This window comes from Vibrio genomosp. F10 str. ZF-129 (assembly GCF_000287055.2).
Taxonomy (GTDB): domain Bacteria; phylum Pseudomonadota; class Gammaproteobacteria; order Enterobacterales; family Vibrionaceae; genus Vibrio.
Genome location: NZ_AJYQ02000119.1, coordinates 36,013 through 52,439, shown reverse-complemented (window position 1 = coordinate 52,439; position 16,427 = coordinate 36,013). Strand labels below are relative to the sequence as shown.

At 43.6% G+C, this 16,427-nt stretch carries 16 protein-coding genes and 1 other RNA gene; 10 read left to right on the top strand and 7 right to left on the bottom strand.

The window, feature by feature from the left end; all coding sequences use genetic code 11:
- Positions 1 to 13: 13 nt before the first annotated feature.
- The 3 genes from dnaX to recR all read left to right on the top strand — a co-directional run bounded on the left by dnaX (position 14) and on the right by recR (position 3,459).
- Positions 14 to 2,356 (top strand): DNA polymerase III subunit gamma/tau, encoded by a 2,343-nt coding sequence (gene dnaX / locus A1QO_RS15520; RefSeq protein ID WP_017040422.1) that lies wholly within the window; start codon positions 14 to 16, stop codon positions 2,354 to 2,356.
- A 123-nt stretch (positions 2,357 to 2,479) separates the two neighbouring features.
- Positions 2,480 to 2,809 carry a YbaB/EbfC family nucleoid-associated protein gene (locus tag A1QO_RS15515; RefSeq protein WP_017035229.1) on the top strand — a complete coding sequence of 110 codons (330 nt, stop codon included), beginning with the start codon at positions 2,480 to 2,482 and terminating at the stop codon, positions 2,807 to 2,809.
- 50 nt (positions 2,810 to 2,859) lie between these two features.
- A complete protein-coding gene (gene recR, locus A1QO_RS15510; protein ID WP_038131343.1) occupies positions 2,860 to 3,459 on the top strand; it encodes a recombination mediator RecR in 600 nt (199 codons plus the stop codon).
- A gap of 109 nt (positions 3,460 to 3,568) precedes the next feature.
- On the opposite strand, the gene A1QO_RS15505 is transcribed toward recR, so the two are convergent.
- A complete protein-coding gene (locus A1QO_RS15505; RefSeq protein ID WP_017035231.1) occupies positions 3,569 to 4,636 on the bottom strand; it encodes a PLP-dependent cysteine synthase family protein in 1,068 nt (355 codons plus the stop codon).
- Positions 4,637 to 4,760: 124 nt separating this feature from the next.
- Between A1QO_RS15505 and A1QO_RS15500 the strand changes: the two genes are divergently transcribed.
- The gene (locus tag A1QO_RS15500) at positions 4,761 to 5,219 is read left to right on the top strand and encodes an Lrp/AsnC family transcriptional regulator (protein WP_017035232.1); all 459 of its coding nucleotides are present in this window, start codon (positions 4,761 to 4,763) and stop codon (positions 5,217 to 5,219) included.
- A gap of 66 nt (positions 5,220 to 5,285) precedes the next feature.
- Here the strand turns inward: A1QO_RS15500 and tesB are convergent, their stop codons facing one another.
- Entirely contained in the window at positions 5,286 to 6,146 is an 861-nt protein-coding gene (tesB, locus tag A1QO_RS15495; RefSeq protein ID WP_017035233.1) for an acyl-CoA thioesterase II, read from the bottom strand.
- Between the two features lie 159 nt (positions 6,147 to 6,305).
- On the opposite strand from tesB, the gene A1QO_RS15490 reads away from it, so the two are divergent.
- Positions 6,306 to 6,737, top strand: a complete 432-nt coding sequence (locus A1QO_RS15490; RefSeq protein ID WP_017039389.1) for a YbaY family lipoprotein — start codon at positions 6,306 to 6,308, stop codon at positions 6,735 to 6,737.
- A gap of 132 nt (positions 6,738 to 6,869) precedes the next feature.
- Here the strand turns inward: A1QO_RS15490 and A1QO_RS15485 are convergent, their stop codons facing one another.
- Positions 6,870 to 7,172 (bottom strand): MGMT family protein, encoded by a 303-nt coding sequence (locus A1QO_RS15485; RefSeq protein WP_017035235.1) that lies wholly within the window; start codon positions 7,170 to 7,172, stop codon positions 6,870 to 6,872.
- A 51-nt stretch (positions 7,173 to 7,223) separates the two neighbouring features.
- Here A1QO_RS15485 and A1QO_RS15480 point away from each other — a divergent pair, with 51 nt between their 5' ends.
- The 4 genes from A1QO_RS15480 (at position 7,224) to A1QO_RS20775 (ending at position 10,594) form a co-directional block, all read left to right on the top strand.
- Entirely contained in the window at positions 7,224 to 7,964 is a 741-nt protein-coding gene (locus A1QO_RS15480) for a hypothetical protein (protein ID WP_017039388.1), read from the top strand.
- 112 nt (positions 7,965 to 8,076) lie between these two features.
- The gene (locus tag A1QO_RS15475; RefSeq protein ID WP_017040912.1) at positions 8,077 to 10,116 is read left to right on the top strand and encodes a GGDEF domain-containing protein; all 2,040 of its coding nucleotides are present in this window, start codon (positions 8,077 to 8,079) and stop codon (positions 10,114 to 10,116) included.
- Positions 10,117 to 10,249: 133 nt separating this feature from the next.
- An RNA gene (ffs, locus tag A1QO_RS15470) (signal recognition particle sRNA small type) lies at positions 10,250 to 10,346 on the top strand.
- 92 nt (positions 10,347 to 10,438) lie between these two features.
- Entirely contained in the window at positions 10,439 to 10,594 is a 156-nt protein-coding gene (locus tag A1QO_RS20775; RefSeq protein ID WP_426621166.1) for a DUF6538 domain-containing protein, read from the top strand.
- Positions 10,595 to 11,148: 554 nt separating this feature from the next.
- Here the strand turns inward: A1QO_RS20775 and A1QO_RS15465 are convergent.
- Complete coding sequence (locus tag A1QO_RS15465) at positions 11,149 to 12,141, bottom strand: nitrilase family protein (protein WP_017039386.1); 993 nt, start codon at positions 12,139 to 12,141, stop codon at positions 11,149 to 11,151.
- A 62-nt stretch (positions 12,142 to 12,203) separates the two neighbouring features.
- On the opposite strand from A1QO_RS15465, the gene A1QO_RS15460 reads away from it, so the two are divergent.
- On the top strand, positions 12,204 to 13,085 hold the full coding sequence (locus A1QO_RS15460; protein WP_017039385.1) for a LysR family transcriptional regulator: 882 nt from the start codon (positions 12,204 to 12,206) through the stop codon (positions 13,083 to 13,085).
- 523 nt (positions 13,086 to 13,608) lie between these two features.
- Here A1QO_RS15460 and nagA read toward each other — a convergent pair.
- The 3 genes from nagA to A1QO_RS15445 all read right to left on the bottom strand — a co-directional run bounded on the left by nagA (position 13,609) and on the right by A1QO_RS15445 (position 16,404).
- Entirely contained in the window at positions 13,609 to 14,757 is a 1,149-nt protein-coding gene (nagA, locus tag A1QO_RS15455; protein WP_017039383.1) for an N-acetylglucosamine-6-phosphate deacetylase, read from the bottom strand.
- A 73-nt stretch (positions 14,758 to 14,830) separates the two neighbouring features.
- On the bottom strand, positions 14,831 to 15,694 hold the full coding sequence (locus A1QO_RS15450; RefSeq protein ID WP_017039382.1) for an N-acetylmannosamine kinase: 864 nt from the start codon (positions 15,692 to 15,694) through the stop codon (positions 14,831 to 14,833).
- Positions 15,691 to 16,404, bottom strand: coding sequence for an N-acetylmannosamine-6-phosphate 2-epimerase (locus A1QO_RS15445; RefSeq protein WP_050990363.1), 714 nt, complete (start codon positions 16,402 to 16,404; stop codon positions 15,691 to 15,693). Before A1QO_RS15445 ends, A1QO_RS15450 begins: the two co-directional genes overlap by 4 nt.
- Positions 16,405 to 16,427 lie beyond the last annotated feature (23 nt).

Genomic DNA, 16,427 nt, shown 5'->3' with positions numbered 1-16,427 from the left:
TTTGGAAGAATTGATGAGTTATCTTGCTTTAGCACGAAAGTGGCGACCGACTAAATTTAATGAAGTCGTAGGCCAGGCACATGTTTTAACAGCGTTAGAAAACGCGTTAACACAAAACCGTTTGCACCATGCCTATTTGCTGAGTGGCACTCGTGGCGTCGGTAAGACATCCATAGGACGTTTGTTCGCTAAAGGGCTCAATTGCGAGACGGGCATTACAGCCACCCCATGTGGTGAGTGCGATACGTGTAAAGAGATTGATGAAGGTCGATTCGTTGATTTACTAGAAATTGATGCCGCCTCACGTACTAAAGTGGAAGATACTCGTGATCTTCTTGATAACGTTCAATATAAACCCGCACGTGGACGCTTTAAGATTTATCTTATCGATGAAGTTCATATGCTTTCTCGTCACAGCTTTAACGCCTTACTCAAAACTCTTGAAGAGCCTCCTGAGTATGTGAAGTTTATATTGGCGACGACCGATCCTCAAAAGCTCCCAGTCACCATTTTATCACGCTGTTTACAGTTTCATCTGAAACCGATCAGTGTCGATACTATCCATCAGCAATTGGACCATATTCTAGCCCAAGAGAGTGTATCCTCTGAGCCAAGAGCACTCGGCATGATTTCCCATGCAGCGGATGGCAGTATGCGTGATGCGTTGAGTTTAACGGATCAAGCCATTGCGTTAGGTAATGGTCATGTAGAATCAACACTTGTTGCGCACATGCTGGGTACATTAGACACTGACCAAGCGATTCATCTGCTAGAAGCGATCAGCCATAAGCAACCTAAGATGGCGATGGACTGCATTGAAAAGTTGGCTGAAAATGGCGTCGAGTGGGATGGTTTGTTACAACAACTCGCAGCGCAGCTTCATCGGATGGCCATGTATCAAGCGTTACCAGCCACGCTTGATAAAGAGCAACCAGACGCAGAAAAAGTCGAGCTACTTTCGCAAGCTCTGAGCCCACAAGATATTCAACTGTATTACCAAATTGTTTTAAAAGGTCGCAGCGATCTTGCTCAAGCGCCGAGTGCTCGTATGGGCTTAGAAATGATTGTTTTACGCATGTTAGCGTTTCGTCCTGCGACAGTGACGGGTGCAAGCCGTATTTCAACCCAGTTGAGTGATGCACCTGTTGCGGCCCCAAATCAGCCTCAGCATTCGGCTGCAATAGATAAATCTAGCGCGCAGGCGGCTAGTTCAGCTGTGCATACAGCATCTATGCATGAAGCGACTATGCATACAGAGACGATGAATTCAGCATCTACAACGACTGCACCGGTTATGACGAATCAACCGATTCAGCAATCCGCTGTTGAGAGTGGCATAAATAATAGTGGCGTAAATAATAGTGGTGTGGTTGGTAGTGAATTAACACCGCCATCGTATGATCAATATGACCGCCCCTCTCATGGCTATATGCCAGAGGAAGAGGCGCCTTATGTGCCTCAAGAACAGAGGGTTCCTTCAAGAACTCAGCAAATGAATTCAGAGCAACCTCAAGCTGCTCAAGCCGAGGTGATACCGCCTCAGAGGCCAGCGAACCCTGAGCCTACAAAAACAGCGTCATCACCATTGAGTGGCTTGCGTCACCAATTACGTTCGCAACGCCAAGGGTTGAAATCGGCGCCAAGTTCTTCAAACGATCAGCCTACGGGATCGCCAAGAACAACCCCACAAGTTCAGGACTCACGACCAAAAAAGCCTAGAGCGGCATCCGCTAAATCAGAAACTGTCCTTGATCGTGTGGCTAAAAAGCACTCAGGAACAGCGCCGGTGTCGCTAAGTTCTCATTCCTCACTGATTGAAGGGGCTGAAAATGCTCAAACAAGTGGGGACGAACCTTACCAGTGGAAAGCATCAAAGCCTATCGCGCCAAAGCAAGATAATGGACTCACCCCCACTCAAATCAAAGCGGCTCTAGAGCACATCAAAACACCAGAAATGGTGGATAGGTTAATGAGTGAATCTATCGAGCAAAGCGAATGGGCTGCACTGATCCAAAAGCTAGAAACCGCAAAACTTGTTGAACAATTGGCTCTCAATTCATCGTATCGCCAAGAAGGGAATACAGTGAACTTAACGTTACGAAGCGCGCAAGCGCATTTGAACACCGAACGAGCCTGTCAAGAATTACAGCAAGCGCTTAGCCGAGTGCAGGGGAACGAGTGTCAGTTGGTGGTTGAAGTAGGCGAGAGTGGTGAAACACCCTTAGAGTTGAGAGAAAAACTTTACCAAGGGAAATTACAGCAGGCTTTTGACAGTTTAGAAGCGGACAACAATGTCCAGTTTATTGAAAAACGCTTTGCAGCGACCTTAGATAGAGACAGTGTCAGGCCTATTTAATTGAACACGAATTGATGATAAGCCAACGGAATTGACACTCAGATAATATAGAATCCGTGGGGTTGAATTTAAACAACGTCAACCCCATAAATAACGAAACACCCAATAACCAGAGAGACGCGAATGTTTGGTAAAGGCGGTATGGGCAACATGATGAAGCAAGCCCAGCAAATGCAAGAGCGCATGCAAAAGCTTCAAGAAGAAATCGCAAGCATGGAAGTGACCGGTGAAGCTGGTGCTGGCCTTGTTAAAGTAACGATCACAGGCAGCCACAGCACTCGTCGTGTAGAAATTGACGAGAGCTTAATGGAAGACGATAAAGAGATGCTTGAAGATCTTATCGCAGCGGCATTTAACGATGCAGCACGACGTGTAGAAGAGACTCAAAAAGAAAAAATGGCGAGTGTAACTGGCGGTATGCAATTACCACCAGGTATGAAGATGCCGTTTTAAAGCTCAAGCTTATTGTCATTAGCTTTTTGAACTAAATAAGCGAATTATAGATGCGTACCAGTCATATGCTGGAGCATTTGATGGAGGCCTTACGTTGTCTGCCTGGGGTTGGCCCCAAGTCGGCACAGCGTATGGCCTTTCATTTGTTACAGCGCGATAGAAAAGGCGGCTTACAGCTTGCCGATGCACTCAGCCAAGCCATGACCGAGATTGGTCACTGCACCGAATGTCGAACCTTTACAGAAGAAGAGGTTTGTCATATTTGCAGCAATCCTAAACGTCAAGCTAATGGCTTGCTCTGTGTGGTTGAAAGCCCTGCCGATATTGCAGCAGTGGAAGCAACAGGGCAATTCTCTGGACGATATTTTGTGTTAATGGGGCATTTGTCACCATTAGACGGGATTGGCCCCAGTGATATTGGCCTAGATATGCTTGATTTTCGCCTTCGTCAGAAGGACATTACTGAAGTGATTTTGGCGACGAACCCAACGGTTGAAGGGGAAGCCACAGCGCAATACATTGCTGAGCTTTGCCGAGAACATCAGGTTTCAGCGAGTCGCATTGCACACGGTGTCCCAGTCGGTGGTGAACTTGAACTCGTGGATGGCACGACCTTGTCTCATTCACTGTTAGGCAGACACAAGCTGTAGCATTAAGTCGCTCTCAAAAGAATGTCACAATCAAAAGACAAAAAAGCCGCTATCAATGATGTTATTTCATCGGATAGCGGCTTTTATTTTGTCTCTCTTTTACAGCGGGTTAGTCTAGGTGACCTGTCTCATAAAAGGTATCGAGCTTGTCTAAATACGGCCTTAAATCGCCAATATTATCCGCGACCCATTTCTCATCGTAATACGTATCTAAATAGCGCTCTCCACTGTCACATAGCAGAGTGACGATCGATCCCGTCTCTCCGCGTTTTTTCATCTCACTCGCTAACTGAAGCACACCAAAGAGATTGGTACCTGTTGAAGCACCCGCTTTACGGCCTAGGATATTTTCTAGCCAGTGAGCCGTGGCAACACTCGCTGCATCAGGAATGGTACGCATTTCATCCACCACACCAGGGATGAAACTGGGTTCGACACGAGGGCGACCAATGCCTTCTATTTTACTTCCGCAGTCACCTTTTATGGTGGCATCACCGGTCTTAAAATAGTCGTGGAATACCGAGTTTTCAGGGTCTACCACGCAAAGCTTTGTATTGTGTTGTTGGTAACGAATAAATCGACCAATGGTTGCTGACGTACCACCAGTACCTGGGCTCATCACAACCCAGTCAGGTATGGGGTGATCTTCACGTTCCATTTGGCTAAAGATCGAATTAGCAATATTGTTATTACCGCGCCAATCGGTAGCACGTTCCGCGTAAGTGAATTGATCCATATAGTGACCATCTAGCTCTTTTGCCAAGCGGTATGATTCGGCATAGATTTCGTCAGAACGGTCAACCAGATGTGCTTTCCCACCGTAAAATTCAATCTGTTCGATCTTTTTAATCGCAGTACTTTTGGGCATGACCGCAATAAATGGCAAGCCAAGAAGACGAGCAAAATAGGCTTCAGAAACCGCGGTGCTGCCGGAAGATGATTCGATGATCGTGGTTTTTGGGCCTACCCAACCATTGCAGATCGCGTACAAAAACAGAGAACGTGCTAAACGGTGCTTTAAAGATCCCGTTGGGTGTGTACTTTCGTCTTTAAGATAAACATCGATGCCGTCGATACTGGGTAACTCAAGCTTAATGAGGTGGGTATCTGCAGAGCGCTGAAAGTCGGCTTCAATTTTACGGATCGCATTGTTAATCCAGTTATGATCAGTACACATAAGGTGATTCCTTCGATTTGGTATGTTCATAATTTAACTATAATTGAAGAGAAAAACTTTGCTTATTTACCTGTGTAATTTAATAATAATAGAATTATTTTCTCCAAAACTGGATTTTGTCGAAATGAAACTTGATGAGATAGATAAGCGACTACTAAGGCTTCTACAAGCCGATGGAACGATATCGCTGAATGACTTAGCGGAATCAGTCAATTTAACATCAACCCCATGTTGGAAGCGGCTTAAAAAATTGGAAGAAGCGGGAGTGATTGAAAAGCGAGTTGCCTTGCTAAACCCTGAACGATTAGGGCTGTCATTTACCGCCTTTGTTATGATCAAAACCAGCGATCACTCTCACGAATGGTATCGCCATTTTGTTGAGACCGCAGTTGAGTTTCCTGAAGTAATGGAGTTCTACCGGATGGCGGGTGAGTATGATTACATGCTCAAAGTCCTGGTGAAGGACATGAAGTGCTTCGATGAGTTTTATAAACGTCTGGTGAACAGTGTCGATGGCCTTTCGGATGTGACGTCGACCTTTGCGATGGAGCCTCTTAAATACACCACAGCTTTACCAATATAAAGCCCTAGCTGATTGAAGCTAAGAAGCCAGAAGCTAAGGCTTTATGCGAAGTAGTGCGTGCCATGATTACTGAGTAAATCGCATGACGCCTTCTTGGACGGCACTGGCGACTAAGTGACCTTGACGATTGTAGATTTCCCCACGAACCAAACCTCGAGTGTTACAAGCGGTTGGGCTATCAATAACAAACAGCAGCCATTCATCCATTTTGAATGGGCGGTGGAACCAAATCGAGTGATCAATCGTTGCCACTTGGAACTTGGGTGTCATTAACGACACTTCATGAGGGTGAAGAGCGGTGACCAAAAATCCCCAGTCAGACGCGTAAGCCAACAAATATTGGTGGATGAGTTGGCTGTCGGGCATGTCGCCATTTGCTTTCATCCAAAGGTATTGCTTTGGCTCTTCTTTTTTCGGGTTTAGCGGGTTTACGATAGTCACAGGGCGCACTTCAATGGCTTTATCGCCACAGAAAATCTTCTTAAGCTTTTCAGGTAAAAGGTGCTCTACTTGTGCCGCGAGTTCGGTTTCAGACACATAGTTTTCAGGGCCAAGAACCTCTGGCATGGTGTTTTGATGTTCAAAACCAGGTTCATCGCCATGGTAGGAAGCAGTAAGGTAAAAGATAGGGCGACCATTCTGGATGGCTTTCACTCGTCTTGTGCTAAAGCTTTTGCCATCACGCAGGTTTTCTACATCGTAAATAATGGGTTTTTCGGGATCGCCAGGGTAAAGAAAATAGCTATGAAATGAGTGCACGGTTCTATCTGAAGGAACCGTATATCGTGAAGCTGAGAGTGCTTGTCCAATCACTTGCCCCCCATATACTTGAGGCAAACCGAGGTTTTCACTTTGACCTCTAAAAAGCCCTTCCTCTAGTTTCTCTAACTGAAGAAGACTTAACAGTTCTTTCAAGGCGTTACTCATTAATTTTTGACCTTATCTGATTTTTATACTAAACATTACTCATAAGATGGTCGAAATTCTAACACAGTCAAAAAATTGTCAGCATCTTATGTTTCACCGTGACAGGTTATCAAACCGGGCATACAATTGCTTCGATTTTACTATTTTAAGAGAGATTTTATGAAAAAGGCACTACTGGTTATTATGTCGATAATGTTCGGCGCTGCATTAGTGGGTTGTCAATCTTCAGAGAAACAGATGGGTGCAAGCCATGTTGAATCTATCACGGGTACGGTCTCTTACCGTGAGCGTATAGCTCTTCCTGAGAACGCGCTGGTGACGGTCACGTTGCAAGATGTCTCATTAGCTGATGCACCAGCGGTGGTCATTGCTAAGCACCGTTTTGAAACCAATGGTTCACAAGTGCCGTTCAATTTTGATTTGGCCTATGACAGCAATAAAATACAGCAGAGACACACTTACAGTGTTAGTGCTCGTATCGAAGTGGACGGAAAGTTACGCTTTATTACCGATACCCGATATGCAGTGATTACGGACATGAACAAAACACAGAATGTTGATCTTCGACTCATTAGTGTTCGTGCAGATTAGGTGTAGGTGCAAATTGTACATCTAACGAAGTTTATCAATGGCATTGGCTGAAAGACGCTGCTTTATTTGTTCCGAAGACGGTATCAACAGTTGTCATTATGATTGTCACTATGTTTGCCGCTATGTTTGCCGCTATGGTTGCCATTGATAAACGCTCATTTTAATCTTTCCTCTCTCACTGACCTCAACCCCTTCTCTTAATAACTTCTCTTTTTGTCTTTGTAACGCATCACCGGTTAATGAAATCTTTCCTTGACTATTGACGACACGAAACCAGGGTAAGCGCGTATCTTTTGGCAAGTTAGAGAGAACTTTGCCTACTTGCCTTGCATAACCAGGGTAGCCAGCTAATTTTGCGACAACACCATAGCTTGTTACTTTCCCATGTGGAATTTGGTGAATTACTGCAAAGATTTGAACTGAAAACTGATCCATACTGGGTGGGTCCTAGAGTTGAAGTACCACGGATAGGTACAAGGAGAGCTCATGATATTCTCAACATTTCAGTTCTTAATTACAACACTCTTAGCGGCGATATGTGCACGCGCTTTGAGCTTAAGTGGTGGCGAAGTTCCTATTATAGCTTTTGTCATTCCCGCTTTATGGATACTCCCACAAGGAGGTGTCGCTGGCCTGGCTCTATTAGCTGCGATGACCAGTTACGCTCTCACTCTAGCAAGTCAGCCATTCTCTCTTTCAGTGAGCGTATGGATGTTGTTTCCCCTGCTCATGGTGATCTTTTCAAAACGAAGCAGTTTGGCTGTTATTTTAACAACGTCTCTGATTGTGATTTCCCTTCAGGTTGGCATCATGCTCACCCAATCTTCGGGTAAGTTAGGCGGAAGTGCTTTGTTAACCTTCGTTCAGTTGCTTTCTATTATTGTTATCTGGTGGTCTGCTAATCATTGGAAACGATCCGATAAGCACAGTTGGTGGGTGCTGTTGTTTATTTTGCCGTTATGGCTTGCGGGGTTGTCTTACGCGATTCTGATTTCATTGAGTATTATTGGAATCATTGCTTCGTTTGAAAGCCTTGACCGATTCAAAGGGTTTAAGTGGAACAAACTGCTTTGCTGGTCATTGCCCGCAGTAGGCTTTGCTGCTTTGGTGGTGACACCGAATGTTGATGTGCCCAAGCCCGTGTTTGTGGTTTGGATTTGCTTGTTAGGAACCGCCTGGGTTACCGATTATATGTTGCGTAGCATGGAAGAGTCGCAACAGTTGTAATCGTGTCTTAGATCCGATTATTAAACTAAAGTTTTACCTTCACGGTTGACGATGTTGCATATATGTAATACATAACTATGTTTTTTACATGCATAAAAATTACGGCGGAAAAATGAATAGGCAATACCGAAGTGGCGTCATGGTTTTTATACTGATTCACCTTATCTCTTTTGCTGTTCATGCAAGCCCTCTCGTCGGTGTAAAAAAGTCAGACCGATTAACCGTTTCTACAGAGGCGGATGATATTGTCACACGAGTGTTGTTTGACAACATTGGTGATAAATTTGGATTAAAAATTGACTACATCGATCAGCCCAATTTCGATGCCATTCTTAACTCTGTTGAGAGCGGTGAAAGTGATTTTGCAGCGAATGTGACTTACACCGAGTCTCGTTCGCAACGTTTCGATTTTTCTCAACCAACCAACATTGAATATACCTACCTATATAGTTACGAGTATCTAGAACTGTCTGAAATATCAACACTCGGCGTACCTGAAGGCACAATTTACTCCGATCTGATTTCCATTAATTATCCCTCAATCGAGCTGGTTTTATATAACGGGCACGATCAGGCTTTTCAATTGCTTCATTCGGGTGACGTTGACGGTGTTATTGATGCGATTAATCAACTCAAGCCTCTGTTACTTAAGGGGTTAAATGCACAATTACTCAATGACCATTTGTCGATTCAACCTGTCTCTATTATCACCCCGAAAGGTAGACACCATGAATTGTTACCTAAGATTGTCGACTTTGTTCATTCTGCTCCCATTCAAAAGCAGCTAAGAGAATCGATAGAACGCTATCAGTTAGATATACGTACGCAAGCTCTTCGACAATCGGTTATCGATAGTAATGTTAACCTTTCTCGCACACTGAAAGTGAAGCTTGAGAACCTAAACCCTTACGCTTTTTATACAAGCGATGGGAGTGTACACGGCGTGAGTGCCGATTTAATGAAAAGCAGTTGTGAATTGCTGATGGTGAAATGTGAAATCGTCAGTACGGAAAATGAAACGTGGGAAAGTATGTACAACGATCTCAGAGATAAGAAGATCGATTTACTCGCCCCAGTCGCTATATCTGAGCAAAGAAAACCACTCATGTATTTCACCGATACGCACTATCAGTCAAAAGCTATTTTGATTAAGCGGGAAGGTTACAAAGACAATGTATATCGAAATGTAGCTGAACTGGTTATCGAGAGAATTGGGGTAATAAAGGATGGCTTTGTTCATGAATTGTTTAGCCAATTATTACCGAATAAAGAGTTTGTCTTTTATGAGAGTACAGAAGATAAAATACAAGGGTTGCTCAACGGTGAGGTCGACTATATTACCATCAGCGTCAGCAACTTTAACCGAGAGTTGAAAAAAAGCGAGCACTTACTACCACTGGTGAAAGATGCATTGATCGGCGACTTTTACACCGTTGATATTGGCTTTGCTTTTCCGAAAAATGAATTTGGTGCTCAGCTAGCACCACTCTTTGATCAAGCGCTAAAAATTATAGATGTAAAAAAAATACTGGCGAGATACGATTTGCAGCCAGATTGGCGCTCGACATTGGTGGCGGAAAAGCGCTTCGCGCGGAGAACGCAATGGCTGTTCACTCTAGTGATCGCCTTTATGTTGATTGTGAGTATGTACCTACATGTTCAATCTAATACCGACAATCTCACTCGTTTAAAGAATCGACGCGCATTGCACAGGAAATATCGAGCTGGTATTGGTGCGAACTTAACGCTGATTTACCTCGACATAAACAAATTTAAAGAGATCAATGACACCTATGGTCACGAAGTCGGGGATGACGTATTACTGCAAGTGTCATATAAAATTCGTAAAGTTTGGCGAGGGGGTTGCTATCGAATCGGTGGAGATGAATTTATTTTGGTGGGCTCCATCAAAGCTAAGCACTTACACACGATCGTCAGCATACTAAGTGAGGTTGACTACCATCACCTTAAACAAGGCATTCGATTGGATATCGATATAGCGATTGGTGTGTCTTCTCCTAGAACCCGTTTTATGTCGTTAGAAAGCGTTATGGATCAAGCCGATAAAGCGATGTACAAAGACAAACATGGTGAACAGCGTCATAAAGAAGCGGCAAATCAAGATTACTCGTCGAATGTGCAGCGCATTTAGACAAATTGGTCAAACACTAAACACTTGGTTGCTGTGTGAGTAAAATTAGAGACATACGACTTGCAATAGAACGATTGATGGCTGATAATCCCCCACGCTCTTAGTTAACACTAAGATACAGAATCTATGGAGGCCCTGGTCCTCCCGCAACACTAACTTGTGAACTCGGTCAGATCCGGAAGGAAGCAGCCGCAGCAGGCGACGTGTGTGCCGGGATGTGGCTGGGGCTTCCACCCTTCTACTGCTTTATCCTTACTTATCAAATGATTACCCTACAAATATAGCTCAGAAAGCCAATTGGTACTAAATAGTGGTACTAAACATGCGCTATCTTACTCAACGTTCTTCTTCAGGTATTTGGTACTTTTGTTATCAAATCCCAAACGCATTTCAAGCCCAATTCTACAATCGAACCGAACCCAAAAGATCCTTGCACACCAGAGATTACAGCATGCTGTTTTACTTGCTCTTAAGCTAGAACTTAAACTTAGGCAAAAGATTGCTGAACCTGAAAATCAATCTGACCCAATACATACCAATGTCGGTACTTGAAACCATTGAAAGAAATAAAGAGTTTGGATTACTTACAATTATCGATGTTACAGCCGCTAGATACATACAAAGGTGCTCCAGTATATATAGCTGGGCGTGTAGGCACTTGGAACTCTCTAAAAACCCATTCGCAGAGTTATCGACTTCAATTAAAAATAACGACACTCGAGATGAAAAAGATCGAAAGAAGCCTTTTTAACTTACTGACTTGAAAGAAATCTTTTCACATGAGTATTTACCCTCGGTAAGTTAGGTTCTAAGCCCCGTAGTAGGCAGAAACTGAATGACCAGTATTGGGTTCACCTATTTGTCTATTGTCTTCTATGCGCCCAAATGAATGCTGTCAGTTGCGAAATGTCGATGCTTAGATTAGCAAAGCTACTAACCCAGAAGTGCCCCAAAGTTTGTTAGTGGCTATTTATGAAATAATGTAATCGCCAACGCATTATTCGTTGGCGAATGTTCAATAAGTTACGCCATCTATTTTTGCGTCGAGAACCTTGCTTGATAAGGCGTCAATTCATTCCCTTCCATCGTTAAGGGAGCATAGAGATTAGGTCTACGACCTCTGATCCAGCGCTTGCCTGTACACATGTTTAGATCTTTCGCATTGAGATCGGCAATAACCATAGCATTATCGATGCAGTCAGTTTCAGCGATAATTTCACCATAGGGATTGAGCACCATCGCATTCCCCGTTCTAACTTCATCCATATCAACCCCAACACCGTTACTAAAGATTAGGAACATGCCATTGTCATGGGCACGCGCGGGTAGCCAACGCATTAACCACTTTCTTCCTTTAGAGCCTTGCATTTCAGAACGAATCGAATCTGGATCTTGGTGACGATTATGCCAAAGCTGGGGATCAATCAACCCCATCGCATTAGGGCTTCGAGAGTTCGTTCCGCCTGTTTGATGAGGCGCGACTAATATATCTGCTCCTTGTAATGCTGTTATTCGAACATTCTCGACTAAATTATTATCCCAGCAAATCAGGATTCCTACACGGCATCCATGTGGTGTATCAAATACAGTGTATTCATTACCACTTCTCATGTGTCCACTGACAAACGTATGCAGCTTTCTGTGTTTGGCTATCTGGCCATCAGGCATTGCCATTACGTAAGAATTATAGAGATTTCCGTCCTCGTCCTTTTCAATTAAACCTGCGCCGATGCTGAGTTGGTATTGTTCAGACATTTTTAGCAAGCGTTGAGACGTTTCCCCTTGTGGAATGAACTCGGACAAATCATTGATCTCTGATTTTTTAAGTTTCGAAACATGCCAATAACCAGTCACACACATTTCAGGGAAGGCGATGATTTTTACCCCTTGTTTAGCCGCCTTTTCTACGTAACTTTGAATGACCGATAAGTTGTAGTTTTTGTCGTTCGCATGGTGGTTAAATTGGACAGTCGCAACACGGATATCTTTCATAATTATTCCTTTTACTTGGTGAATATCAACCATTTTAAAAAACTCTTTTGATTCCGTATAATGAATAAAATTCCTATAATTAATGAGCGCATGGAATGGATTTTGTCGATTTACGCACATTCTGCCAGTTAGCGGTAGATGGTAACTATCGAGTAGCTTCAGAGCACTTACACATCACTCAGTCAGCTTTAACTAAGAAGATTCAGCGCCTTGAAGCTTTTTGTGGAGTGGTTTTATTTGAGAGAGGAAGACAAGGGGCCAGTCTAACTGCGGCAGGCGTAGCTCTTTTACCTGAAGCGCAACGAATTGTATCGAGTTTTGAATCTTATAAATCTCTAACTCAACGAGTCGCCAAGGGAATTGCAGGAAATCTGAATATAGGTTTTGGTATATCTTCCTACCACCTTGCTCCAGATTACATAGCTAAGTTTAAAAAACACTACCCAGAGATCCATATTACGCTTAACGATATACCATCTCAAAAGCAGTCAGAATTTCTACTTCTAGGGGATCTTCATCTCAGTTTTAGTCGACTACCAACTGTAGCTCCGCTGAAGGGCGTAAAGCTCTGTACAGATCACCTAGTGCTTGCGACGCATAGAAGTCAAATCATAGACAAAAAAAAACTGTGGTTTTCGTTAGATTCAATCGATTATTTACAGCTTAACCCTGAGCGAGGGAAGGGGCTAAGCCAACAAATAAACTTGCTATTAGAGGAGCATGAGAAAAAACTGAATGTGGTTCAGGAGGCCGATGATATTCAAACATTGTTGGCACTAGTATCAGCAAATTTGGGCTTCACTATTGTTCCTGCAAGTGTAAAACATATTGCGAATGAGCATGTCGCTTTTTGGGAATTGTCAGGGGTAAATAGCTCATGGGATGTCGGCTTAATTTGGAATGAGCAGTTAGAGAGCTTTGCAAAAGATAATTTCATTCAGTTTGTTGAGAAGATGCAAATTGAACGTTATTGGTAACTCATTTTTGTCCAGAAGCATGTTACAGAGCGTAGCCTTGTTCGATCTATAAGACTCGTCCGCTGATATTTACGTGGTAATTTTCCTACTTAGAATTTCGAGGGAGATTAAAATTTACAGGCTTTCTTCATATTTTCAGCTTAAGTCTTCATGGTCTATTTTTTTGCTTTAAGTTTACAACAAAAGTGGCACGCACTATGTTCGACCAATCCAAAAGTCCTCTCACGTGCACAACATCTGCAAGTTCAATTGAACAACTGGGCCAACGCATTTAGTTTCATTCAACCATTCATAACATTCAACAGTAGAACTCATAGTTTGAAGTAGCCGTTGTTGCAAAAAATGCACTAAATTATGTCCGGAAGTGCTTTAGCGATAATTCCTTATCTTTGAATTGTTTAGATTGGAAAAACCCAATATTTTGTCGCGCTTCCAAGGAGTAAAGCTTGGGTTGTTTAAATCCAATATCAATGAAAGCTTTGCGTGATCTGATGAACAACATACGACTTCAATAGACCAAAAATCAGTGATATTCAGTGAAAAGTTTGCCATCAACCAGAACTGCTTGAGCTTGATAGTGACTATCTAGGATGGTTGCAGCTGCAATAAATCCTGTTTTCAGGTATCCCAGAGAGCTAGCACTACGCAGTGCATGTGCCGGGTAAGTTGATGCCATTTTGAAGGCTTCTTGTTCGTCTAACCCCCACTTAATAACGTTAGCAACAGATTGGTCCATTCCTATGTGAGCGCCTGCTAAGCTGCCATTTGAGTTCGTTAACTTGTTGTCTATGACTCTGATGGTCTCATTATTAAGCATGAAACTGTTGTCTTCACTGCCTACTGATGCCATTGCATCTGAAACAATCAGTAGCTTACCTTTGGGTTTTACTCGATGCGCTAGTTTGACGTTCTCTGGTGCGACATGAATGCCGTCAGTGATAACTGAGCACCAAGCGTGATCGGTCATTAGCGCGGCACCAACTACGCCCGGCTCTCTGCCAGTCAAAGGGGACATAGCATTATATAAATGAGTGAAACCATCAACATGCGATAGCGTGTCACCACTTAGTTGTTGTGCATTTGCATTACTGTGACCGCAAGACACCAACACACCCTGACGGGATAGCCACTGAACAGCTTCATTGTTTACTGCTTCTGGCGCCAAAGTGACCAGTGTTCTTCCTTTGGAAAGCCAAGGAAGCGTTTGGAGAGATTCTACGGATGGGTCGTAAAAGTGGCGGGTGTCATGAGCGCCATTTTTTTCTGGGCTAAGCCAAGGGCCTTCTAAGTGAACGCCTAATATGCCCTTAGTATTGCTTTCCAAGGCTGCATTAGCTGCGAGCAAAGCCTGTCTAATTTTATCTTGGCTGTCGCTAATTAAGGTTGGTAATAGGTATGCGGTACCATGTTTACGATGTGCACTGCAAATTGTTTTAATTCCTTTTACATCGGTTTGTTGATTGAACATGACTCCTCCTCCACCATTGACTTGTAGGTCTATAAAGCCTGGAGTGATTGTCGCTGAAGGGTAGCGTATTACTTCTGCTTTCTCAGGAATGCTATTTACGGGGATGATGGCTACGATGTAATTTCCTTTCCAAAGTAATGCTGATTCGTAGTGCATTTTCTCACCATCAAAAATGCGCAGAGCTGAGATTGCTTTGAGTGTCATGATTAATCCTTTTTCTCTTTAACTAAGAGCCGTGTTAATTAATGGGCCGTTATATTTAGAGCTCGACTGGGCATCAGTGCTCGAAGAGATAAGCCGCTCCAAGAAGGCAGGCATCGTGATTACCTTTAGCGGGTACTAATTTTATTTGAAATGAAGGTGGTCGCTTTTCGATGTGCTGAATCACTCTTTCTAAATAGCCCTGAGCTAGACCAATACCACCACCAATCACTATGACATCTAAATCAAGGCTCGCTTTTAAGTTACAGCACAATGTCGCTATCGCTTGGGCGCTTTGTTGAATAATTTGTTCGGCTTTTGGGTTTCGATGTGACTCTTCAAAAAGCGCTATATTGGACATGGCCTTGGTAAGGGTTTGTTGAGCGTGTTTGTTGATAGCGGTTCCAGAGGCTACCGCTTCGACGCAACCTTGCTGACCGCAGCCACAGATAGGGCCATTCGGATCAATCACCAAATGCCCGATGTGGCCAGCGAAATTGGTCTTTCCGCGATGAAGCTTACCATCAATAACTAAACCTCCTCCGACTCCAGTCGATACGGTGATATAAGCCATATTATTTTCTTGTTCGGTTAAATGTAAGTACTCATACCATGCGGCTGCTTGAGCATCGTTCAACATAGCAACTGGCTTGCTAGTAAGTGTTTCAATTTCAGTATGGAGCGGAAACGGGGTAGGGAACGATAATGTATCTGGATTAATCGCACTGATGCCGTATTCAGTCACCAACCCAGTGGTAGAGATACCAATACTATCTGCGTCCGCTAACCAGGATTGACAATGCTTCAAAATATAATTTGCGAATTGATGCGCAGAGGTGACATCAATGGTCGGAATTTGCTTTCGATCAACGAGCTTGCCGTTTGAGACATACCCTAATGCGACTTTTGTACCGCCAATGTCAATGGCAAGGATGTTCATGATAGAGTCTCTACTGCTTGCGTTGCTTGATTAAACCAATCTGTTACGACCTCGAGTCGTGTTAAGGCCGAGCCCACTGTGACTGCGGTTGCTCCACATTCTATAGCCTTGGCTGCCAGTTCAGGAGTGTTGTATCTGCCTTCGGCCATTGTAAAGAAACCGGCTTTAGAAAACTGCTTAACCAGTTCAAAATCTGGCTCTAGTGGTTCAAATTCTCCAACATAGCCCGACAAGGTCGATCCAATGATCTCTACACCATGTGCATGAGCCCAAATCCCGTCTGCAAAACATGAACTGTCAGCCATGGCGAAGCAGCCAGTCTCTTTAATTGCGTTTGCGATGATTTCACGGCTTTCTGGTCTAATTCTGTCTGTGGCATCAAACGCAATAATAGTTGCCCCTGCCTTTGCCAATGCTGTGACATCGGTGCAGTATGGCGTAATTCTTACCGGGCTATTCTCCAAATCACGCTTCACAATACCGATAATGGGAATGCTGACCTTTTCCGAAACGGCCTTCACATTGTAGACACTTTCAATGCGAAGTGCTTTTGCTCCGGCTTGTTCAGCAGCTTGCGCCATTGCCACAATAATTTCAGTTTTGGCAAGTGGACTGTTTTCAACAGGTTGGATGGAGACGATCGTTTGTCCGCGCAACATACCTTTTAAATCATTGATGCTAAGTGCTTTATTTTTCACGACGAGCCTCATTTGTATAAATACTGTCACGGTTA